The organism is Acinetobacter sp. GW821-FHT01C12 (assembly GCF_059422625.1).
On record NZ_JBWKXD010000001.1, the window covers coordinates 969,506 to 992,797 of the forward strand.

At 41.2% G+C, this 23,292-nt stretch carries 19 protein-coding genes; 2 read left to right on the forward strand and 17 right to left on the reverse strand.

Annotated elements, in window-relative coordinates:
- Nucleotides 1–439: 439 nt before the first annotated feature.
- Together AC07WY_RS04660 and AC07WY_RS04665 are read left to right on the forward strand one after the other, a co-directional pair.
- Nucleotides 440–2,122, forward strand: coding sequence for an arylsulfatase (locus AC07WY_RS04660; protein WP_494735801.1), 1,683 nt, complete (start codon nt 440–442; stop codon nt 2,120–2,122).
- Entirely contained in the window at nt 2,119–3,123 is a 1,005-nt protein-coding gene (locus AC07WY_RS04665) for an SUMF1/EgtB/PvdO family nonheme iron enzyme (protein WP_494735802.1), read from the forward strand. Before AC07WY_RS04660 ends, AC07WY_RS04665 begins: the two co-directional genes overlap by 4 nt.
- 127 nt (nt 3,124–3,250) lie before the next feature.
- On the opposite strand, the gene tatC is transcribed toward AC07WY_RS04665, so the two are convergent.
- From tatC to AC07WY_RS04750, 17 genes are all read right to left on the reverse strand, one after another.
- Nucleotides 3,251–4,024, reverse strand: a complete 774-nt coding sequence (tatC, locus tag AC07WY_RS04670) for a twin-arginine translocase subunit TatC (protein WP_494735803.1) — start codon at nt 4,022–4,024, stop codon at nt 3,251–3,253.
- The gene (gene tatB, locus AC07WY_RS04675; RefSeq protein ID WP_494735804.1) at nt 4,021–4,539 is read right to left on the reverse strand and encodes a Sec-independent protein translocase protein TatB; all 519 of its coding nucleotides are present in this window, start codon (nt 4,537–4,539) and stop codon (nt 4,021–4,023) included. The genes tatC and tatB overlap by 4 nt, the downstream gene beginning before the upstream one ends.
- 17 nt (nt 4,540–4,556) lie before the next feature.
- Nucleotides 4,557–4,781, reverse strand: coding sequence for a twin-arginine translocase TatA/TatE family subunit (gene tatA, locus AC07WY_RS04680; RefSeq protein ID WP_494735805.1), 225 nt, complete (start codon nt 4,779–4,781; stop codon nt 4,557–4,559).
- Between the two features lie 144 nt (nt 4,782–4,925).
- The gene (locus AC07WY_RS04685; protein WP_034616083.1) at nt 4,926–6,689 is read right to left on the reverse strand and encodes an alkaline phosphatase D family protein; all 1,764 of its coding nucleotides are present in this window, start codon (nt 6,687–6,689) and stop codon (nt 4,926–4,928) included.
- A gap of 106 nt (nt 6,690–6,795) precedes the next feature.
- Nucleotides 6,796–7,809 (reverse strand): lipase secretion chaperone, encoded by a 1,014-nt coding sequence (locus tag AC07WY_RS04690; RefSeq protein WP_494735806.1) that lies wholly within the window; start codon nt 7,807–7,809, stop codon nt 6,796–6,798.
- Nucleotides 7,810–7,886: 77 nt separating this feature from the next.
- A complete protein-coding gene (locus AC07WY_RS04695) occupies nt 7,887–9,110 on the reverse strand; it encodes an alpha/beta hydrolase (RefSeq protein ID WP_494735807.1) in 1,224 nt (407 codons plus the stop codon).
- A 733-nt stretch (nt 9,111–9,843) separates the two neighbouring features.
- The gene (locus AC07WY_RS04700; protein ID WP_494735808.1) at nt 9,844–10,884 is read right to left on the reverse strand and encodes an NAD(P)-dependent alcohol dehydrogenase; all 1,041 of its coding nucleotides are present in this window, start codon (nt 10,882–10,884) and stop codon (nt 9,844–9,846) included.
- A gap of 188 nt (nt 10,885–11,072) precedes the next feature.
- Nucleotides 11,073–12,254: a maltoporin gene (locus AC07WY_RS04705; protein WP_494735809.1), complete on the reverse strand. Its 1,182-nt coding sequence runs from the start codon at nt 12,252–12,254 to the stop codon at nt 11,073–11,075.
- A gap of 188 nt (nt 12,255–12,442) precedes the next feature.
- Nucleotides 12,443–13,957 (reverse strand): aldehyde dehydrogenase (NADP(+)), encoded by a 1,515-nt coding sequence (locus AC07WY_RS04710; protein WP_494735810.1) that lies wholly within the window; start codon nt 13,955–13,957, stop codon nt 12,443–12,445.
- A gap of 30 nt (nt 13,958–13,987) precedes the next feature.
- Complete coding sequence (locus tag AC07WY_RS04715; RefSeq protein ID WP_004721504.1) at nt 13,988–14,986, reverse strand: ABC transporter permease; 999 nt, start codon at nt 14,984–14,986, stop codon at nt 13,988–13,990.
- A gap of 49 nt (nt 14,987–15,035) precedes the next feature.
- Nucleotides 15,036–16,550 carry a sugar ABC transporter ATP-binding protein gene (locus tag AC07WY_RS04720; protein WP_494735811.1) on the reverse strand — a complete coding sequence of 505 codons (1,515 nt, stop codon included), beginning with the start codon at nt 16,548–16,550 and terminating at the stop codon, nt 15,036–15,038.
- A gap of 61 nt (nt 16,551–16,611) precedes the next feature.
- Nucleotides 16,612–17,721 carry a sugar ABC transporter substrate-binding protein gene (locus AC07WY_RS04725; RefSeq protein WP_262085682.1) on the reverse strand — a complete coding sequence of 370 codons (1,110 nt, stop codon included), beginning with the start codon at nt 17,719–17,721 and terminating at the stop codon, nt 16,612–16,614.
- Between the two features lie 242 nt (nt 17,722–17,963).
- A complete protein-coding gene (gene rpiA / locus AC07WY_RS04730; RefSeq protein WP_239045959.1) occupies nt 17,964–18,677 on the reverse strand; it encodes a ribose 5-phosphate isomerase A in 714 nt (237 codons plus the stop codon).
- Nucleotides 18,678–18,724: 47 nt separating this feature from the next.
- Nucleotides 18,725–19,564 carry a MurR/RpiR family transcriptional regulator gene (locus AC07WY_RS04735; RefSeq protein ID WP_004721513.1) on the reverse strand — a complete coding sequence of 280 codons (840 nt, stop codon included), beginning with the start codon at nt 19,562–19,564 and terminating at the stop codon, nt 18,725–18,727.
- A gap of 39 nt (nt 19,565–19,603) precedes the next feature.
- Nucleotides 19,604–20,251 carry an HAD family hydrolase gene (locus AC07WY_RS04740; protein ID WP_004820488.1) on the reverse strand — a complete coding sequence of 216 codons (648 nt, stop codon included), beginning with the start codon at nt 20,249–20,251 and terminating at the stop codon, nt 19,604–19,606.
- A gap of 16 nt (nt 20,252–20,267) precedes the next feature.
- Nucleotides 20,268–21,785, reverse strand: coding sequence for a xylulokinase (xylB, locus tag AC07WY_RS04745; RefSeq protein WP_419336124.1), 1,518 nt, complete (start codon nt 21,783–21,785; stop codon nt 20,268–20,270).
- Between the two features lie 3 nt (nt 21,786–21,788).
- Nucleotides 21,789–23,273: an aldehyde dehydrogenase family protein gene (locus AC07WY_RS04750; protein ID WP_419336126.1), complete on the reverse strand. Its 1,485-nt coding sequence runs from the start codon at nt 23,271–23,273 to the stop codon at nt 21,789–21,791.
- Between the last annotated feature and the right edge of the window lie 19 nt (nt 23,274–23,292).

The window sequence follows — 23,292 nt, forward strand, 5'->3', positions numbered from 1 at the left end:
GACAGTTCTGTATATTTTTGTTTAAAAAACATACTTTCGAATCAAAACAGCTTATTGATTCACACCAATGTTTAAAGTTTAGTCAATTTAATTGATTCGGTCGGATCGACTCAAATATCAGTATCTCAACCCCATAATATTGCAAAGGTGTAATTGAATATTCTGTATTAAATTATCATTAATATAAAACTTTCCGAATATGCCTAAAGCATATCCGACACCTTGCTATAAGCTGATGGTGCTTATTTTTTTGCCTAGAAGTATTTTGGTTTTATTAAACAGCTCAACATGCTTACTTTTAAATGATTTCAACATCTATTTGGAAGCATATTGAGGGCTTTTCTTTTTTTCAGATTAACAATCAAATTTTAATTATTTTTACCATAAAAATTAACACTCTAAACTCAGCCTAATTTTTTAGAAAACCAAGTCGACACGTATGTCTCATAAAAATCTGCTTACAACACTTTCCATTGCATTATTCAGCCTTTCAATTTCAGCATGTAATAATAATGATTCCGACGATTCAAATACTGTGGTGGAAACCAAGAAACAACCAAACATTTTATTTATCATGGCAGATGATTTAGGTTATTCAGATTTAGGAGCCTTTGGTGGAGAAATACACACTCCAAATATTGATGCACTGACCAAAGAAGGTCGGATTTTAACGGACTATCATACTGCCCCGACCTGCTCACCGACACGTTCACAATTGATTTCGGGTACAGACCATCACTTAGCGGGCATTGGGGCTATGGCTGAGCTCACCCCTGCCCACTTAAAAGGCCAGCCGGGTTATGAGGGCTACTTAAATGAGCGCTCACTCTCAATTGCAGAAGTGCTTAAAGATAATGGCTACCGAACCTATATCAGCGGAAAATGGCACCTCGGTTTAACCGCTGAAACCAACGCACATGTAAAAGGCTTCGATCACTCATTTACGCTATTACAAGGTCTAGATTTACACTTTAAACAAGCACCTAGTGCCTACAAACGTAATGCCACCTATACAGAGGACGGTAAAGTTGTTCCAATTTCAGCCTTACCCGATGATTTTTTCTCAACCAATTACTTCACTGATAAATTAATTAGCTATTTAGAGTCAGGAAAAAATTCAGGCAAACCATTCTTTGCTTATGCTGCCTACACAGCACCTCATTGGCCATTACAAGCCCCAACTGAATATCGTGACCGTTATCGTGGCGTGTACGATGCTGGTTATGATGTGATTCGTAATGGTCGTATTGCCCGCCAAAAACAACTTGGTCTAATTCCAGCCAACTTTACTGCAGCCGAACCGATTGCGACACAAAATGCACCACAAAAATATGGCAAATGGAATGAACTTTCCGCTGAGCAAAAAGTATTAGAAGCACGCAGAATGGAAATCTATGCGGGAATGGTTGAAAACCTTGATGCCAATATTGGACGCGTGATTGAGTATTTAAAACACAATAACTTATACGACAATACTTTAATTTTCTTTGTTTCAGATAATGGGGCTGAAGGCTTTATCCGTGGTAATTATGGAGCCGAATCAGGTTTTGATAATCGGGTGAATAATGTCGGTACATCCAGTTCTTATCACTATGTCGGTCCGCGTTGGGCTGAAGTCAGTGCCGCACCTTTCCATTTATGGAAAGATACTGCAGGTGAAGGTGCAACCACAGCACCAGCCATTGTTAAACTTCCTCATCAAAATAAAGCGCAAGCAACCTATCATGGTTTTGCTTCAGTACTCGATGTTTTCCCTACTGTTTTAGATTATGCCAATATTGCCGTCCCACAAAGTCAATATAAAGGCCGTCAGATTAATACCCCAAGTGGTTCCTCATGGAAATCGGTGCTTGAAAATAAAGCGCAGACGATTCGCCCTGTAAACTTTAGTTTTGCCGATGAATTGCATGGCAGTAAATATGCGCGTCAAGGCGAATGGAAAATTGCTTTACAAGGTAAAGCAGAGCTAGGAACGGGAACTTGGGAATTATATAACTTAAAAAATGACCGTGGTGAAACCCAAAACCTTGCACAAAATAATCCAGCAAAACTACAAGAACTACTTGATGTATATAACAAATATACCCAACAAAATGGAGTCAAGGAATACAACACTCAATGAAGTTCAGTCCCCTTTTAATTACACTGTGTAGCCTGTTTCTTGTAACAGGCTGCAATAAGGTTACGACCAACTCGCACCATTCTCCCAAACAAACCAGTAAAGCTTCTACACCGCTTGGTTCATTGCAGCAATGCGAACACTATTCAGGTTTACCTGATGCATGGCAAAAAAAGCCAACAGCGGGGATGGTTTGGATTGCCAAAGGTTCATTTCAGCTAGGCTCCGATAAAGCCTATCCCGATGAACTTAATTTTGGGCAAAAACAACGACAAGTTGAGGGTTTCTGGATTGATCAAACCGAAGTGACTGTGGCGCAATTTAGCAGTTTTGTAAAAGCCACCGGCTATGTAACCGATGCAGAGCAACAGAAACAGGCGGCTGTATTTTCACCAGATGCCAATAAGCCTAATCAGTGGTGGCAACTCAAATCTGATTACACTTGGAAAACGCCTAATGGCGCTTCGGGTCAAGCTCCACGCCCTGCTGAACCTGTTCGCTATGTGACCAAAAATGATGCTGAACATTATGCAGTTTGGTTAGGACGAGATTTACCTACTGAACCAGAATGGGAATATGCTGCCAAAGCAGGTTCAAAAGTCGATACACCACTGCACCAAGCACCTCAGGATGCCCATCAACATCCACAAGCCAATTACTGGCAAGGCGAATTTCCACTGCATAATTCTGTTGACGACCATTTTGCAGGTGTGGCACCTGTCGGTTGCTACCCTGCCAATGCGTTCCAATTGTTCGATATGATTGGTAATGTTTGGGAGTGGAGCTCTTCTGTATATCAAGGCGCGCATGATCAACATATGGGAAATTATACGGATCTGCGTCAGCAAAGCATCGCAGCAACCCAATATGTGATTAAAGGTGGTTCTTTCTTATGTGCTTCAAGTTATTGCTCTCGTTATCGAAATAGTAGTCGATATCCGCAAGAGTTTGATTTGGCTGCAACGCATGTGGGGTTTAGAACAGTATTACGTACTCATCCATGAGACAAGGATGGGTTAAAATCTAGAGATATGGCGAATTTATACACTTAAATATGAATTCGCCTGCTTTAAAAAAGAAAGGTTGAATAGAACAAAGCAACACTTAACCACTTTCGCTAAAAATCAGTGCTTATACACGTTTACGTTTTTCAATCATCTTGCCAAATACCAACCCCAATTCAAACAACATCCACATTGGAATTGCCAACATGATCATCGAAATAGCATCTGGTGGCGTGACAAACATTGCAATAAAAAAACAGCCCACAATAATAAAGCGTCTTTTTTCCACCAGCGTTTGCGTGCTGACCAAACCGATTAAAATCAGTACCAGTGTAATAATTGGAATTTCAAAAGTGACCCCAAACACCAAAAAGAGTTTTAAACAGAAACTTAAGTAACTGTTAATGTCTGTCATTGGCGCAACGGTATCAGGTGAAACACTGATAAAAAAATGCAGAATCGAAGGCAAGGCAATAAAATAGGCAAAGGCAATTCCTGAATAAAACAAGCAAATACTGCTCAATAACAATGGCAATGCCAGACTCTTTTCTTTTTCATACAATGCAGGTTTAATAAATGCCCAAATCTGATAAATAATAAAAGGCATCGCCAGCATCAGCGCAATAAAGAAATTCAGTTTAAAAGGTGCCATAAATGTTGCAGTTACATCAGTAGCAATCATGGTCGAACTGGCAGGTAATTGGGCACGTAATGGTTCAGATAGCATTGAATAAGTTCTGTTTGCAAATGGCAACAAACAGAAAAAAAGCACAATTAATACCCCGATAATTTTAAACAAATGCTGGCGCAACACCATCAAATGTCGGGTGATCGGCATTGCTTCAAGCTGAGTCGCTTCTTCAGAAGCTTGCTCTTGTAGCTGCGGTATCATTGACGTCATACAGCCACCTTCAATTGCAATATTGATTTGGATTGAACAGGAACAATGCTGAGTTTGTCATCATTAGATTTAGCCTGTTTTAGCCAAATACTTGGCAAATAGACAGTAGGAATATCACGTGAGACAGGTTGATAAATCTGCTTCACCCTCAGCTGGGCTATTTGCTGTTCTTTTAATTGCGGTTGTTCTAATGGCTGTTTCTTTAATAGCGCTGGTGCTTGTTCTGGCTGTATAGCATCTCCAGGCATAGCCGATAATTGCTGTAGTTCATGCATCTGCGCCTGCATTTTTTGCTCTAATTCTTGAATGCGCTGCATCTCATTCTGCATCTGTTCGCGCAATTCGGATAAGCGTAATTCACGGTCAATGTCGTTCTGAACATTGCTGATGAGACGTTTCAATTTACTGTACCATTTCGCAACAAAACGCGCAGCTTCAGGGAGTTTATCTGGCCCTAACACCAACAGCGCAATGATCCCAAAAACCAATAATTCAGAAAATCCGACATCAAGCATGTGTTAGTTCTCCAGTTTTAGTGCTTTACCGTAGAGTTCACATCAGTATTACTATTTTGATGTTCCTGTGTTCTTGGTTCATTCAGCGCAGCAGCGGTTATTTCATCATCTTGAATTGATTTTTTAAAATCCTTTACCGCACCGCCGACATCTTTACCTAAATTTTTTAATTTAGATGTGCCAAAAAGTAAGATCACCACAATTGCAAAAATAAGTACGTGCCAAATCGATAATCCAGCCATGGTTTTTTACTCCTGATATTCTTGTGTTATTTCATTATGTGTACAAAGACAGCTAAACCCTGCACTACTGAAGAAATGACGCGATAGCAATAGCATCTAAATCTTCTTCAGTAGTCAGGCGATATAAAATTAAATAGGCTTTTATTAAGCAGTTTTCTTAATCGAACGGGTATTGACCAACTGATTATTCAGCACCACTTGATGCCCACGTTTTGTATCCACAGTATATTGCGGCTCTTTAATGGTATCGACATAGATCCAGTCCGCTTGAACCTGCGTTGCAGTAAAGCTGACATTCAGATAACCACGTTGATTTAGATTGGTATAATCCAACTCATCAATCAGTGTGGTAAACGCCATTTCAAACTGCTGTAACTGTTCCACTGGAATATTGAGGTACTTTTCAATTCCCGGCGATGACACTGAACTTGTCGCCAGTTCGACACCGACAAAATCACCCGCCTGACTATACAACTCTGATGACCATGCATTATGGGTATCACCTGCCAGCACTACGACCTTCTTGTTCAATGCTTTTAAAGTGTTATACAGAATTTCACGTTCAACATAATAACCATCCCAAGCATCTAAATTATAAGGTGCGACTGTGGTTAAACGTGCCTTTTCAATTGCTGTCAATGTTGGATCGCCCTGTAGCACACGCATTTTCAGTTGCACTAACTCCATAATCATCGTATTGATTTGATTTAAAACCTCTTGAGTTGCGTTTCCACTCAGAACTGCACTCAAAGGTACCAGTAATTCAGCAGGGATTAATATCTTACCCATCAACACTTGCTGACCCAATACATTCCACGTTGCCTTGGATTGAGCCAACTTTTGCTGTAACCATTCACGTTGGGTATACCCCATCAAGGTTCGATTCTGATTGGTTAAGTCAGTCTGAAAACGTTGAAAATCCATACCAGAAGCGGTGATATAATCGGTATATTCCAGTTGCTTATCTCTGGCAAGGATACGGGTATCTAACATGGTCAATTGCACCAGTGTACCAAAGTCAAACTGGCGATAAATATTGAGATGATCATTTGCGGAAATAGGGCGAATCGGCATCCATTCAAAGTACGCTTGTAATGCTGCAAGTTTACGATCGAGGAAAGACCCTTCATTGGCTTGGTGATTTTCAGCGCCGTCTCGCCATGTATCATTTGCCAACTCATGATCATCCCAAATCACAATAAATGGGTGACGGTGATGCAAGGTTTGTAAATCTTTGTCTTTACGATATAACGCATAGCGTTTGCGATAATCATCTAACTTGATAATTTCTTGATTATTGTCCGCAGCCAAAGTACGTCCTAACTTCACTGCATCTTCTGTTGCATAACCACCTTGACCATATTCATAAATATAGTCACCCAAATGAATCACCACATCAACATCTTGCTTGGCCATTTCACGATAAACATAGAAATACCCTGCTGGATAATTCGCGCAAGAACATACCGCAAAACTGACCTTGGTCGGATTGATTGGTAATGTTTTGGTTTGTCCAACTGGTGAAAATTTATTGCCAAAGCTAAAACGATAGAAATAGCGTTGATCTGGTTTTAAGTTTGTGGCATCAACTTTCACAGTGAAGTCTTGTGCTTTTGCTGTGGTGACTTTGTCTGTTTTAATGATTTGCTTGAATTGATCATCTAAAGCGATTTCCCAAGTCACTTGCAAACGTGCGCTGCTATCATTGGGCGTTAAGCGTGTCCATAAAATCACGCGATCTTGTAAAGGGTCTCCACTGGCAACCCCATGTTCAAAATTGACTTGTAGCGTTGTTGATTCTCGATCTGAACTGTCATTACATCCCGTAAAACCCGCAGATAAAGACAGTGCACCAAAACCGAATAGGCTTTTTTGAATAAGTTCTCGTCGTGTAATTTTGGCTGTCATACTTTACTCCTTAAACTATGGCTAGATTACAAATACTAAATAAGACCTAACTTTATTTATTCTCTACGGTCCCATTAACTAGATTGATTCATTGAATACACTTACATTAATTGAGAATATCTAGCGATTTTTCCGTATCATAAATTTTTTCCAGACTGATAATTCTCCGCTTATCATATCCGTCACTAAAAATTTCTTTTCTAAGCGCTTCAATTGATTTTTCCTGATCAAGCATATTTAAATTACGCTGCATAATTTCACCTCGCTTTTGCATATATATTTCTGCTTGGTTTTTAAATTGCGCTCTTGATTGATCAACAGATTCCATCCGCTCGGTCACTTCAGGACCAAACACTTTTAACCGCTCCTTGCGTATCTCTTCCTGTGAACCTCCTCTATTTTTTATTTCCTGAACTTTACGAGATACATCGTTAAAGTCTTTATTAAACTTTATGGCCTTTCTCGATTTTTCGGGCAGGTTGCTTATCGCTGCATTGAGTTCCTGTTCGATTTCATCATCTGTCATCCCTGTAGATTCATTTATTTTTAAAACAACCAACTCATAATCTTCAATTTTGTCACTTGCCCCAAATAATGCCTTTATCTCAAAGGGGGTAAAAAATCTTGCTCGGATAGATCGAATCGCATCTACAAGTCTTTTCGCATTTTTATAATTCACTTGATTTTTCGAATGTGCCTTATGGGTTAAAATGACCTGATCGGTATATTTGACATACCTAATCCATAAATCCTTTACGATACTTTGAGTTGGATCAACCAACAGCTTATTGAAAAAATTTAAACCAAAATTGGTAGGATCAGATTCAGTTGGATTATTTTTTAGCAACTTATCAAAACAATCCTTGGTCATATTGTCTAAAACAAAAGTTTGATTTGTATCAAAACTTAATTCACAGTAAATATTCCCTCCAAATGCATCAACTGCAATGGGTATAAAACCACTGCTTGGTTTTATACTACCTATATTTAAAGCGGTCGCTTGATCTGGCTTTAAATCCTCCTGATTATTTGTCTGTTTATCTATTGGCTTAAACACAAGCCATAGAAAACAAACAATAACCACTAGAAAAAAAGATGAAACTAAAATACTTTTTTTCATTTAAAATCCCTGATTTTTTGTTTTAAATAAAATCAGGCTATATTTATTCTTTATAGATCAATATAGCCCAAAGTCAATCACATATTATTTTCCTTTAAATAATTTGCATGATCTTTTAAAACATCAATTGGGTTTGGAATTGTTGCCCATTTCGTCGGTGTTTGAACCCAACCCCAATTCCAAGGCCAGCCTGAAACTGAGAATGATTCATCGTATTTACTAAATGTTCCTGACTGTTCTCTATGTTTCCAGTTATAAATTCCTTTTAAGTTTCCTAGACGACTACTACATACCGAGACCGTACCATCATGTGCTTGGTTGGGAAATAAATTTACCACTTCATCAATTTTTCCCGTCCATGATGTCATATAAATAGGATAGGAATTTCCATCGGATCCTTTGATAAAATATCGATCAGGTGTATTGGGTAGATTATAATCGCTTGGATTAGCTGTCTGTTTTAGACATTGAGCAGAAATGGGGATACCCTCAGGGAATAAAGTATTAAAGTCTTGCATACTTTTGGCACTATTGGCTCGGATCCCTTCAAGCAAATTAATATAATTTAGACTGTTACGACGATAATCTTCATCTGGTAATTTTCTAACACCCTCACCGCCCCACACCCAGAACGAGGTGTTGGCATTAAAGGTTTTAATATCATTTTCATCTAATCTGCCATCAATTATAATTTTATGAAGTGCACTTAAAAAATCATGTCTATAAATGATATTTTGCAAAAAATTCAACACAGACTGTAGCGAAGAATAAGGCAACATACTGCTAATATCTAATTTTCCAGTTACTTCATATTCTTGGATATTTTGATCAGCAAATGGACTTCCCCGATGTGGAGAACCAACAGTCGCGATGGAGGACACCAACTCAGGTTTAACCCCAAGCGCATAACGGGATGTTGGTCCCCCTTGACTATGTCCTACTAAATTAAATTTAACGTCATCACGATAGTAAGTCGTTTGGATATACTGTAAATGCTTGATTAATTCTTCACCACGATATTCATTGCTATTTAAAGGACTTATAGAAACAGCTATGGCTGGTGTGGACTGTTCAGCCAATTGAGTTAATGTTGAGCCCCAGTAGTCGTAAATAGAAAATTTTCCTAAAAACTTTACATGTTCTGCCCCAGCTAAGCCATGTACAAGCACAATTGGTTGAGGACTATTTTTATTTTCATAGCTGTCTACAATTGGATTTACATTAAAACCCGCAAAAGAATAGCTTGAATAAACTACTGTTGAAATTAAAAATACCCACTTGGATAAAGTAAAATCTTGCATACGTACTCCAATTTATAAAAATTTTCTTGTCATGGTCTATATCGTCGTCTCAAACTAAAATACATACCAAGATTCACAAATCCTTCGTGCTGTCTTATCGATTGGTATTGATTTAAATCATTTCTTAAAGTTATAAAAGTTGTGGAATTTTATTGATAAATATTCACAACACAGTGTTAAAGTATAAAATTTAGAAATATGCGTATTGACATTTCACTACAAATTCATTGACAAATTACGACAAATATAAAGACCGATATGTATAAAGTATTTTCTTTTAGGGTTTTAGTAAATTCAATTGAATTAAACATACAAATAAAAACCACTTGAATAATAAAAAACTTACTTATATAAAATACTTAATTATTATTTATGATGATCAAAAAAGTTAGGATATAAATACAAAATTAAAATCATACCATCCAAGGTTATTATTTAATTTTCATTTAATTAATATAATAAATACAACCAAACCAACTCATTATTCATACAAGTACTTTACATCTAGTCATTGATCATAAATAAAGCATATATTTTTGTATAAACTTTTAGAAACTATTGGTCATTAATTCGTTTTTTGTACTTTGAATCATAGATGGTTGTCCTACCATAGGACGGCATGGATGTCGCTGTTGGGTGGGAGTACATATTTTTAAATGCTTCATTTTTAAACGCTTCATTTTTAAATATAAATATCCCGTCTCACATATCTAAGTAACTAATAATTAATAAATTACAGATCAAAATCAATAATAATTTTAATCACATCTGCAGGTGCCGATACCGCCAACTTAAATGCCTCAATACTTTGATTAAAATGAAAATTTTTGGAAATTAGCGGCTTCACATTAATTTGACCAGAAGCAATCATCGCAATAGAACGCTCATAATCATTTGCATAACGGAAAATTGAAATCGTCTCAATCTCTTTGACCTGCATGGCAACAATATCCATCGGCACAGCGTGTTGTGGCATTCCAACAAAAACCAGTTTGCCCGCAGGTTTTAGACAATCGGGCGCTGCTGCAATTGCGCTTGCATGACCACTACAGTCAACAAATAGGTCGACACCACCGACAAAGTGCCGTTGTACAAAGCACTTTAAATCTTCCTGTGCGACATTACATGCAATTAAACGCTCACCATAATGCTGGACTAAAAAATCCAGCTTCTGTTGTTTTATATCCGTGATGATAACTTGACTACAGCCTGATGCGAGTAATGCCAATGCCATTAAAGCACCAATCGTCCCTGCACCAGTAACCACAGCAGTATCTCCAGGTGAAATACCCACTTTGCGAGCCACATGTACACCTGAGGCCAAAGGTTCAACCAACACCGCTTCTTCAAGGCTGACATGATCTGGTACCTTAAAGGTTAAGTTTGCAGGATGAACTACTGACTCACGCAATACACCATGTACAGGCGGTGTTGCCCAAAACTGAATATTCGGATCTAGATGATACAAACCCTGCATCGCTTCTGGAGAATTAGGCTCAAAAACCCCCGGCTCCATACATACGCGATCGCCTATTCTTAAATGTTGAACTGCTGAACCCACTTCAACAATGATCCCACTCGCTTCATGCCCCAGAATCATTGGTGCATTGACAATAAAATCACCAATTCGACCATGCTGATAATAATGCACGTCACTGCCACAGATACCCACTTTGGCAATTTTAATACGTACATCAGTTGCACTTAGATATTCATTGATCTCAATATCACGAATTTGCAGTTTATCTTTTTCTTCCAGTACCAATGCTTTCATTGTGATTGCTTCCTTGGGTGTTGTTTTCCGTTGTTGCTTTTATTGTTTTTGACTTTCTGCTGCTACTGACTTATTCCAATAGCAATGGTTGATGACATTCTTAATTGAGTCATATTTTCAATTGAGTCACATTTTTTAAAATGAGCGATCTTATAAGACCACTCATTTTTGAATAATCAATTAAAGCCTTACCACCAATATTCCAATTGAGCACCAAAGTTTGAACCACGATTCACATTGTGAAAATTGTTATTCGGCATCACCAAGTCACGCATTTTTTGCTCATTATCGTTCCAAAATGCATAGGTATAATAAAGGCGCAGTTCTGGACGATCATAATAGCCTGTGCCCTTTATCGACCAGGTTGGTGCCAGTGTCAATTTGGTCAGATTACGGGTTTGGTCATTGGCCTTAATTTGGTCATAGCCAATTTCAGTGGAAATTTTAAAATGATCTTGAACCACATACGCCACCCGAGAGCCCACTGAAATCCAATCACGATCTTGTTGATTCTTCAGTTGGTCTTTTTGGTAAATAAATTGAGCTTGTCCATTGAATTTCTTACTGTCTGAGCTCCAATCCAAGATTTCAAGAAAGCGCAGTGAAGAAGTATCACGATCCAGCTCAGGGTTACCGGTATAACTCAGCCCGATTCCAGCACCTTGACCATATTGTAGCGCCACGGTATTTTTACCATTCAATACCTCAGCCGTGACATTTTGCACAGTCAATGCCCAGCCCATCTCATCTGCATCAATCAATGACAAACCCGTATTGATTGTATTTTTAGAACCGATTGGAACCCCTTTGACTGTCACATCATGTCGATTGATATATTTTTCCTGAAATACATTGTCTTTTCGGGAAAACACATAACTTAAGGACAAGTCATTGATTTTATAATCATCAATACCGAAGCCAGTAGCACTCTGATTCCAATAAAAGAAATCAGTCATGTGAATGTCATTACGTTGATAAAATCGCCTACCTGCCCAGAGATTTGCCCCATTCAGATAGGAAATATTTCTCCAATCCAAATAAATTTGATTCATTCGGGTAAAACCATTGTCGTCATTAAAACTTAATGTTTGCCCATATTGGTTATAGAACTGAAGCATTCCTTTGATGTTCAGTTCGGAATTATCTTTTAATTTGATCAGGTTTTGTTGGGCAAAAAACTCACCATATTGTTCACATTCATTGCCAAGACGATACTTGGTCGGCGCCCCCGTGAGTCGAAAACACTCTTGTGTTTTGCCATTTTCAGTTGCACCGATTCCCGTACGGAAATAGCCACCAAATTCAATCGCAGATGCAATTTGCGACAATAAAAAAACCGTTGTTCCAACAATCCATAAGTTTGTTTTCATGTTAAATTCCTTTTTTAAGCACGAGTTTGCCTTATCCCTCTGATTCATTCAGTTGGATGGAGTAAAGAGCACACTCATTAAAATTATATTTATTTCAATTCAATTTAGAGTTTAATAATGAGATAAAATCATCTCCTTTAATTCATCTCATTGCCTTTATTTTCAAGCACATTAGGCTTGATTTTTACTTAACGTAAATCCACAGGAAGCAAGTCTTCCGCAATGTTTTGATAACACACAGGACGCATAAAGCGACGAATCGCCAGCGTGCCTACAGAGCTTGCACCAAAGTTTGTTGAAGCTGGATAGGGTCCGCCATGAACCATGGCATCACATACCTCAACCCCAGTTGGGAAACTATTTGCAAGAATACGACCTGCTTTACGTTCCAGTACAGGCAGTAATTGACTTGCAACGTGATGATCTGCTTGATCAAGATGAAGCGTACAGGTAATCTGCCCCTCAAGGGACTTCGCCACGTGCATCAATTCATCGATATTTTTAACAATAACCACTAAACCCAGCGGTCCAAATACCTCTTGTTCTAAGGTCTTATTCTCCAGCCATGCTTTGCCTGTTGTAACAAACAGATAAGGACTCCCATTACGCAAATCACTGCTTGAACTAAAGACTTCACTTACATCTGCTGTATTTGCCAAACGTTGTTGCCCTTCACGATAAGCCTCGGCAATCGCATCGGTTAACATGACTTGTGCTGGAACAGATTCAAGTGTTTTTACAACAGTTTGAATATACGCATCTGCTGCTAAACCTTCGATCAACACGACGACCCCAGGATTGGTGCAGAATTGACCTGCGCCTAATGTCAATGATTCAGCCCAGCCTTTGGCAATTTCAGCACCACGATTGGCAATCGCATTGGGCAAAATAAACATTGGATTAACAGAACCCAATTCACCAAAGAACGGGATCGGTTCTGGACGTGCAACACAAAGATCATATAAAGCACGTCCACCACGCAACGAACCTGTAAATCCAACCGCTTTAATCAACGGATGTTGTACTAAGCTTTGACCAACATCTAATGCTCCACCGTGGACTAAACTAAATACACCAGCGTGCAGTCCACATTTTTCAATCGCAGCATGAATCGCTTCAGCAACAATCTCCGCTGTACCTGGATGTGCCTCATGCCCTTTAACCACAACTGGACACCCTGCGGCCAATGCCGATGCTGTATCCCCGCCTGCTGTTGAAAATGCCAGCGGAAAATTTGATGCACCAAACACTGCAACTGGTCCGATTGAGCGTTGCATCAAACGAATATCTGGACGTGGCAGTGGCTTTCGATCCGCAAGTGCAACATCATGCCGGCGATCCAAAAACTCACCTTTCAAGATATGTGCAGCAAAAAGTCGCAGCTGCCCCACAGTACGCCCACGTTCTCCTTCCAGTCGAGCCTTGGGCAACCCTGTTTCTTGGGTTCCAATCTGGGTAATCGCATCTGCTCGAGCTTCGATTTCATCAGCAATGACATTGAGAAAAGTCGCGCGCTGCTCAAGCGTTGAGTAACCATAAGTGCAAAAAGCATCTTCTGCCGCTTGGCACGCTTGATTGACAAGTTCACGATGACCGACAGAAAAGCGAGATACTGAACCATCAATCGGGTTATTGGTAAAAGTCTGATCAGTCGCAATCCACTTCCCTGCGATTAAGTGCTGACCATGTGGTTGAAAAGACATTGTGCTTATTCCTCGATCAAGTTGAGTAAATTAACCAAAATAACGGACGCGGAAAGCATCAATCAGTACTGCAATAAAAATCATGATTCCTCCAATCATTCCGACATAAAAAGAAGGCACATTGATAATTGCAAGTCCGACCTGAATGATCGTGAGTAGCAATACACCACCCAATACGCCTTTCACATTACCACGCCCACCAAATACACTGACACCACCAATAATGGGCGCCGCAATCGCATAGAGTAGATAGCTTGAGCCTTGATTTGATGTAATCGCCATTTGCCATGAAGCCAGTAAGAATCCCGCAAGAGCAGCAAGAAACCCAGAAATGGTATAGGTCATAATTTTGATACGCTTCACTCGGATTCCCGCAGAGAGTGAAGCAGCAGGATTTCCACCTACAGCATAGATTGAACGACCCAAAACGGTATGTTTCAACATCACGCCAATAATCAACAACATGATCAGAAATACCACTGGCATTAATGGCCAAGTCCCGAGGGTTGCTTGCCCAATCCAGGTATAAGCTTCTGCAAAATTATTCAGTGTTTTGCCTTGTGTTAAGGCCAAAAGTGCACCTTGAAGGATGATCATCATTGCTAGGGTTTGGATCAACGCAACCATTTTTAATTGGGTGATACACCAACCATTAAAGAACCCAATAAAAGTACCGACCAATAAGCCCAGTAAAATCGCGGCAAACCAAGGTAATCCCCAATCAGAATAAGCAAGTGCACCCACAGCAGCGGAAAAACCTGCATTTGCTGGAATTGAAAGATCGATTTCAGCAATCAACAATGGCAATGCGACAGCCAAACCCAAAAGCCCTAAAACGGTTGCCTGCACCATAATATTTTGCAAATTAAACACGGTAAGAAAGTATTCATTAAATGCACCAAAAATGATGACCAAAGCGATCAACCAAATCCAGACCACGTTATGGAGCACCCAACCTAAAATTTCGCGAGTATTTTTCTTTGCTGTAATGTTGGTAATCTTATTGTCTGCTGCTATTTCATTACCCATTGCATCTCTCCTTACTCATTGCATCTATCCTTATTATTGTCTTGTGACATCACGCCTGAACGGATGCGCGTAGACGGTCGACGGTAATCTCCTGCCCCGTCAATGTTTCTTTTACAGTCCCTTGATCAAAAATACATACGCGATCGACCACACGAACCAATTCGTCCATATCGGTTGAAACAATGATGACCGCAACACCAGCACGACTAAGTTCATCAATGATGCGCAATACATCTTGTTTCACCCCAATATCAATTCCACGTGTCGGTTCATCCACCATCAGCAATCGTGGCTTTGCTGCCAACACTCGTCCCAAGCACACTTTTTGCTGATTACCACCACTCAATGTATCCACTGCATATTCAGCATTGGGTGCTTTCACCCCCATTGCGTTAAAATAATGCTGAATCACCGAATCCTCTGCCTGTTGATCGATAAATCCTAATTTTGAGCGTTGTGATAAAGAAGAAAGCGCAATATTCGATCCAATCGACATCTGTCCAACCGCCCCATCATGACGACGATCATCAGAAAGATAAGCAATTCCCATATCAAAGGCTTCATGTGGAGATGTTGCTAAAGGTTGCGCATCTTCGCCATGCATTGAGATCGAGCCTTTTGCAGGATGCAATCCAAAGATTGCCCGAGCAATTTCTTTGGCGCCTGCGCCAGGCAGACCTGTAAATCCAATCACTTCGCCTGGACCAATGTTCAGTTGTTGCAAGGCCAAATCTTTGCCATATATATTTTTTAAACAAACAGCAGGGATTTGACCGGTGTAATCACATCGCTCCCGTTGAAAAAGCGCAAGGTCTCTCCCGATCACCAACTCAGTCAGTTGTTCAGAACTCATGTTACTCACATTGTCAGAACCACCTGCCAAACTGCCATCGCGTAATACAGTCACCGCATCACAAATTTCAAGAATTTCATCGTTGTAGTGTGAGATAAAGATAAACGTTACCCCCGTAGCTTTTAATTTATGCATAAAATCAAATAACTGACGGCGATCAGCAACGGTTAATGCCGCTGTTGGCTCATCCAAAATAATCACTCGACCACCAGAGAACATCGCCCGTAGAATATTTAACTTACGTCGTGCCACCGCATTTAAATGCCCTGCTAGCGCTTTGGCATCGATATTGGTTCCTTCAAGCATGCGACTTGCATTGCCACGCAAAGTTTTCCAATCGATAAACCCTTTTTTATTCGGCCAGATACCCAACATCAGGTTTTCTTCTGCGGTCATGTTGTCAATGATCATTGGCTCTTGTGTCACCAAGAAAACCCCAGCGGCTTCCATTGCTTTGACATCAACATGCTCAAGTACACGACCATTTAAAATAATTCGCCCAGATGTAGGGGTGACTTGTCCCGAAATAATGCCAACCAATGTGGATTTACCTGCACCGTTTTCACCCAGCAAGCCATGAATAGAACCTTTACGAATCTCAACCGTGACACCGCGTAGTGCTTGAACCACACCATAACTTTTAGTCACATTGTCAATGCTTAGGATCTTCTCATTAATTGCCTTATCAATATTCCGTTCATGTAATCCCATTTTTTCTCTCAACATTGCTTATTTGTTATCACTGGAACAAGTCTGCTTTACTCAATACGAATTAAGCATAGGGAATGCCCCAATCCTTCTCAGCCACTGCCCCCCAATGTCTTGCATCGCTTGCATTGTCCTTATTGATGACAAAAGCAGGAATAATCAGTGTTGGTCCTGTTTTACCTTTTACGATGACGCCTTTTTCCCAAAAGTACTTCGTGTTGTGGTATTCACCCAAAGGCACTTCTGCATTCTTCAATGAATGCTTAGTTAGCATTTCAACTGCAATCTCACCATAAGCGATTGGGTCTTGGGATACACATGCATCCATATAGCCTTCCTGAATCCATTTCAAAGCAATTGGTTCACCATCAATCGTCACGAAAATAACATGGCCTTCCTCACCGACCTTCTTCCAACGATTTCTTTGTTGCAATGCAGTCGCAATACCGCGAGCAGGAGAATCTGAAGGTGCATGTACAGCATCTAGATCAGGATGCTCAGATAATGTAGATAAGGTCACAGCCAGCATTTTTTCCAGTTGTCCTTCAGTCGGTCGAGACAAATAGGTAATTTCTGGGTATTTCGCAAAAACTGAATCCATGCCTTCTTTACGTAAACGCCATGCCACAGAAGCCAAAGCACCAAAACAATTCAAGACTTTACCTTTTGGCTTTCCGTACTTTTTGACCAGACGACTTACAATCTCCTCTGCAGCAATGACACCGCCTTGAAAATTATCAAAACTCACAGTAATTGCGACATCACCACCATCCGCAGGCGTATCGATAATACCGACAGGAATCTTTTGTTGGTTATAGCGCTGGATGGCAGAAACAATCGCCTGACTGTCAATTGAATCTGAAATAATCGCCGATGGTTTTGATAAGAGTAAGCTCTGCCACTGCTCAAGCTGACGGGTACTGTCAAAGTTTGCATTGGTGGCTTGAAACTCGCCTGAGTTGGCTTGCACCGCACGTTTAACAGCTTCTTCCTGAATCACAAAAAAGTAGTAATCAAGACTTTTATTGGAATATGGAATTGAAAGACGAGTTGCGGTTGATGTAGAACGACTACATCCTATAAGCCCTCCCCCAAAACTCAGTCCTATACCTGCTGCAACTGCGCTTTTAAATAGATTACGACGGGTTATTCCGCCCTGATTTGATTTTGTCATTGGAATATCTCCTTTATTCCTTAATTTATTAAATCTAGTAATACTACATTTTTAATTAAACTGTCAATAACATCCCATACAGAATATTTAAAAATAATCTTTAGATACAATAAATAGATACTTAAAATTAAACAATAAAAGCTTAAATATATAATAAACACGGATATTTAAGAGAAATATCAACCATTTTATTCTGGTAAATCGATTTTAGTTTTATAACTATAAAATATAGTTTTACTATATTATCGCATTTTGACGTAAGAAGTTCCATCAAAACACGCCACCACCATCCCCACCGCTTCACGGGTAAACAGACCATTTTCGACCACACCCGGAATTCGATTGAGCTCAATCTCTAATGGTGATGGATCTTTGATTATTGGCCCACAATGGCAGTCTAGAATAAAATGACCACTGTCTGTCACGACGGGTTGCCCATCACGCATCCGACGTTCAATCCGTATATTGTCAATACCATGTTGTGCAAGTACACGTTCAACCATTGCTAAGGTTTGCTTCCATGCAAATTGCACCACCTCAACTGGAAGCGGAAAGCCACCCAAACAATCAACAATCTTGGTTTCATCACAAATACAGATCATTTGTTTAGAAGCGTGTGCGATGATCTTCTCCCAAAGCAAACAAGCACCACCACCTTTGATCATATTAAACTGGTGATCAACTTCATCTGGACCATCAATGGTCAGATCAATTTCACCGATCTCATTGGGATCCGTGATTTCAATCCCCACCTGTTGTGCCACCTCAATGGTTGAACGAGAAGTGGTGGTACACGTCAGGGTTAATCCATGTTCTCGGATGTGTGCACCCAACTCTCGAACAAAAAAATGCGACGTCGTTCCAGAACCTAAGCCCAATTTCATACCATCATGGATAAAATCCTGAATTACTCGGCGTCCTGCTACTTTTTTTGCCTCATCCTGTTGATTACTCATTCAGTACTCCTGTTACTTACGCAGCTTCACTGCTGTTTTTTAATCGATCAAATCTTGTCCGTGTGCCATAAATCAAGCGCCGGCAATTGATCAGGAAATTGACTACCACTTGCGATTGCAATGGCAGTGACTAACATATTGGTCACCAGATGATGGTTCAGACGTGAAGCCAACGGCGTCATAAGCTCGGTATGCTCATAAGGCTGCACGGCAATCAGCACATCTGAAATCTGTGCCAATGGACTATCATGTGCCGTAATCGAAACCACTTTTGCACCACGTTTACGAGCAATGCTAGCAATCTCAACCATTTTCCGCGTATGTCCAGACTGCGAATAAATCAAAATAACTTCTTCAGGTCTGGCGCTATCGGCATGAATACGTTGGTGCTTTGTACCAAGCAAGGCCTGACAGCGGATACCCAGTCGTTGAAATTTATGTTCTGCATCCACAGCATTGATTTCAGACATTCCTGTGGCATAAATGCCAACCCAATTTGCTGCTTGTAGGCAACCTGCCCCCGCCGTGATTTGCTCTGGCACTAAATCTTCAGCCAAGCGCTGGATTGCATTCAGTGAATTACGGCAGGTTTTCCGCACAATATTTTCAATACTGTCATTGGGAATAATTTGCTCATAAGCAAATGGTGCAGATGGCACTAAGCTCTGTGCCAACTGAAGCTTTAAATCCTGATAGCCCTCAAAACCAAAACGGCGGCAAAAGCGCATAATGGTTGGATCACTGACAGAACAGACTTCAGACAGACTCGCCATACTCATCTGGATCACTTCAGATGGGGATGTCACCACAAAATCAGCCACACGTCGTTCAGCACGATGCATGTTTTCACTTTCTTGAAGAATCCGCTGTAACAAACTGACGGTCATACCATTACACTCCTAGCCGCCACTTGACAGCACATCAAATCAAACTTGTAATAAATCCGCCAAACGACTTAAACGTTGCTTGGCAGAAATTTCCACTTCTGGGCCACCGCCCCAAGGTACAACAAAAAAAGGCACATCGGCACCCACTGCGGCTTGTTGATCAATGGGTGTATCGCCAACATAAGCCCAGCCACCAGAAACCAAATTCATCGCGTCCGCCACAGCCAACAAATGTTTTGGATCTGGTTTACAGGCAGGTACCGCATCCGCACCCAAAGCCACATCAAATAATTCAGACAAGCCCAATTGCTGCAACACTTTAGCAGTGATTGCATGGGTTTTGTTGGTACAAATGCCCAATTTTATCCCAGCCGATTTTAACGCCTCAAGATCTTCACGTACGTGTGGAAAAATTCGGGTATGCCCCGCAGGATTGGCCAGATACGCCTGTTGGTAGCATTGTAGAGTTTGCTGTAAGGTGAGTTCGTCATACGTAACACCCAATTCATCTAAAATATCGATAATCAGCCGACGTGGACCATTGCCAAGAAATTTTTCAACAAAATGCGCCTCAAGCTTGGGCCAACCATTTTGAGCAAAGCCAATATTTAAAGCCTCCGCAATATCAGGCGCACTATCAATCAGCGTGCCATCTAAATCAAAGATAAATGCAGAATAAGCAGTCATAAAAAACTCCTGAGAATTATTGGTCAAAAATTGGAGAACTTAATGCGGTAAGCGTTTGCCCCAATACGGGATAGAGACTGCGATACATTTCATGCGCTTGTGCATACACCTCAGCGACTGCCAAATTTGGCTGTTCTCTAGAAATTGCCCGAAAGTTTTTGATTGCACTCTGTGCATCAGGCCAAATCCCCACTGCTAAGCCAGCAACCAATGCAGCACCAAAGGCGGCACCTTCAGCAGCACCATCGGTTGTCACCACCTCACAACCAAATACATCGGCCTGAATTTGTCGCCAAAGAGTAGACTTTGCACCACCCCCAGAAGCTTTAATCACATGCTTTTCAATCCCTAATGGCTGCATTAAGGAATACATATCCGCCAAGGCATGCACCACCCCTTCCATCACAGATCGAGCAACATCACCACAATCATGTCGCGCAGTGAGACCGATAAGCGCACCACGCGCTTTAGGGTCGGCATGTGGGCAACGCTCGCCATACAGATAAGGTAAAAACAATAAGCCCTTTGCACCCGCCGTACTCGCTGTTGCTTTGGCAACAATTTGTTCAAATGAAAGATGTTGCCCGTCAGCAATATGACAAAAATTCTCACGGAACCAATTCATTGCACTGCCAGCATTGAGGGAGACACCCATACAATGCCATTTATCAGCAGCCACATTGCAGAAAACCTGCAAACGACCTTTCGGGTTTTCTTGTGCTGTATCTAAGGCAGCAGCGAGGATCCCACCTGTACCAAGTGTGGTTTGCAATTCGCCCGGCTCAATCACCCCAGAACCAAAAGTCTGAATTACCGAATCTCCACCCCCACCCGCAACAGGCAATCCTTCTGGAAGACCAAAGAGTGCTGCGCCTGCTGCTGAGACGCGTCCTGAAATCACTTGTGATTCAAATACCGGTGGGAGTATTGCAGGATCAATTCCTATCTTTTCAATCAAGCCCATCGCCCATTGTCGTGCACGCACATCAAACAAGCCTGTGCCAGAAGCATCAGAAACCTCAGTGGCAATCACCCCAGTCAGACGTAAACGCAAATAATCTTTCGGGTTCAGCATACTACGCATACGCGCAAACAGTTCAGGCTCATGGCGTTGCATCCAAAGAATTTTGCCACCGGTATAGCCCACCAACATTCTGTTATTGGTTGCCGCAAGCAATCCATCTAAGCCACCAGCAGCCACGACAATATCATCACATTCAGCTTGATTACGTTGATCATTCCATAAAATGGCTGGGCGTAAAACTTGCTGTGAAGCATCAAGTGGAACCAAACCATGCATCTGCCCAGACAAGCCAATACACAATATTTGCACTGGAGGCGCTTTGGCCAATGCCCCTGCGACAGCCTGACGTGCACCCTCCACCCACAATTCAGGATCTTGCTCAGTCCAACCTGGTCGAGGCCTAGACAATGGATAAGTTGCGATATCGGCTGCAACAACTTTTCCTTCAATATCGATCAATAAAGCCTTACATCCTGAAGTTCCTATATCTATCCCTAGAAGTACTTGCATAAATCAATTCTCCACGCCGTGGTGTAAACGAATATGTTTGAAATTAAAATATTCAAGCAATCCTTCACGACCATGTTCGTAGCCAACGCCACTTTGCTTACGACCACCATAAGCAGCATTCATTATTCCAGCGTCAACGTTATTGATCGCAACATTGCCATAGTCAAGACCCGCTGAAACCCGATGAATTTCTGTCAAATTTTGTGCATAACAATAAGCCGCTAAACCATAAGGCGTATCATTGGCATAGCTGATTGCCTCATCCAAATCATCAAAAGGCGCAACCCCAACCAAAGGACCAAACGTTTCTTCGCTCATGACTTGCATACTATGCTTACAATCCGCGATCACAGTTGGGCGAAAAAAATGTCCTTTGGCATATTGGGTCCCCTCTGGTGCTTTACCACCAGCCACCAATCGTGCACCTTTAACCAAAGCATCTTGGAGATGGATACGCGTTTTATCCAAAGGCTCAGCAGATGCCATTGCGCCGAGATCAGCGGCTGGATTTTCCAAGCCATTATCGACACTCAATGCATCAGCCGCCGCTGCAAGTTGAGTAACAAACTCCTCATATACTGCGCGATGTACATAGATGCGATTAATCGCAATACAGATTTGCCCACAATTACGGAAGCTACGACGTGCTGCACCTTTGACCGCTGCATCAAGATCGGCACTCGCAGTGACAATCATCGGGCAATTGCCACCCAACTCTAAAGACAGACGTTTCACTTGTGGGCAGCTTTGTTGAATATGCAAACCCACTGCACTTGAGCCTGTAAATGCAATTTTATCCACTTGCGGATGCTCGACCAGTGCCTGCCCCACTTGTGAGCCTTTACCTGTCAATACATTGACTACACCTGCAGGAATACCCGCTGCATGACATTTTTGTGCAATTGCCAAAGCAGTAAATGGCGTCAATTCAGCAGGTTTAATAACGATGCTACATCCAGCAGCAAGGCTGGCACATAATTTCCATCCCACCAACTCAGCGGGATAGTTCCACGGTGTAATTGCAGCAACCACACCAATCGGTTCACGTACCACTAAACTTTGGAATCCTTGTTGATCATTGGGAATAATTTCACCATGCACTCGCGTGGCTTCTTCAGCATAAAAATGACATGCTTCAGCGAGTTTTAGAATTTCACCTTTTGCTTCATTAACAGGTTTGCCTTGTTCCGCTGTCATGATCATTGCCATATTTAAGGCATCTGCAGCAATAAGATCGCCTAAACGATGCAAAGCGATCGCACGCGTTTTTGGCACAAGCTTAGACCATGAAGCAAATGCATGACGTGCAGCAGAAACAGCCGCATCAATCTCATCCGTTGTTGCTGCAGCAATATGACCAATCACCTCACCCGTTGCAGGGTTTAGCACAGGCAAGCGAGACCCTTTGCCTTTAGAAAATGTTCCGTCGATATATAAAGTACTGTCGAGTACAGCGATTGATTCAGCTAAAGCATTATTTTTCATCATTTACTTCACGCCTTCCTAT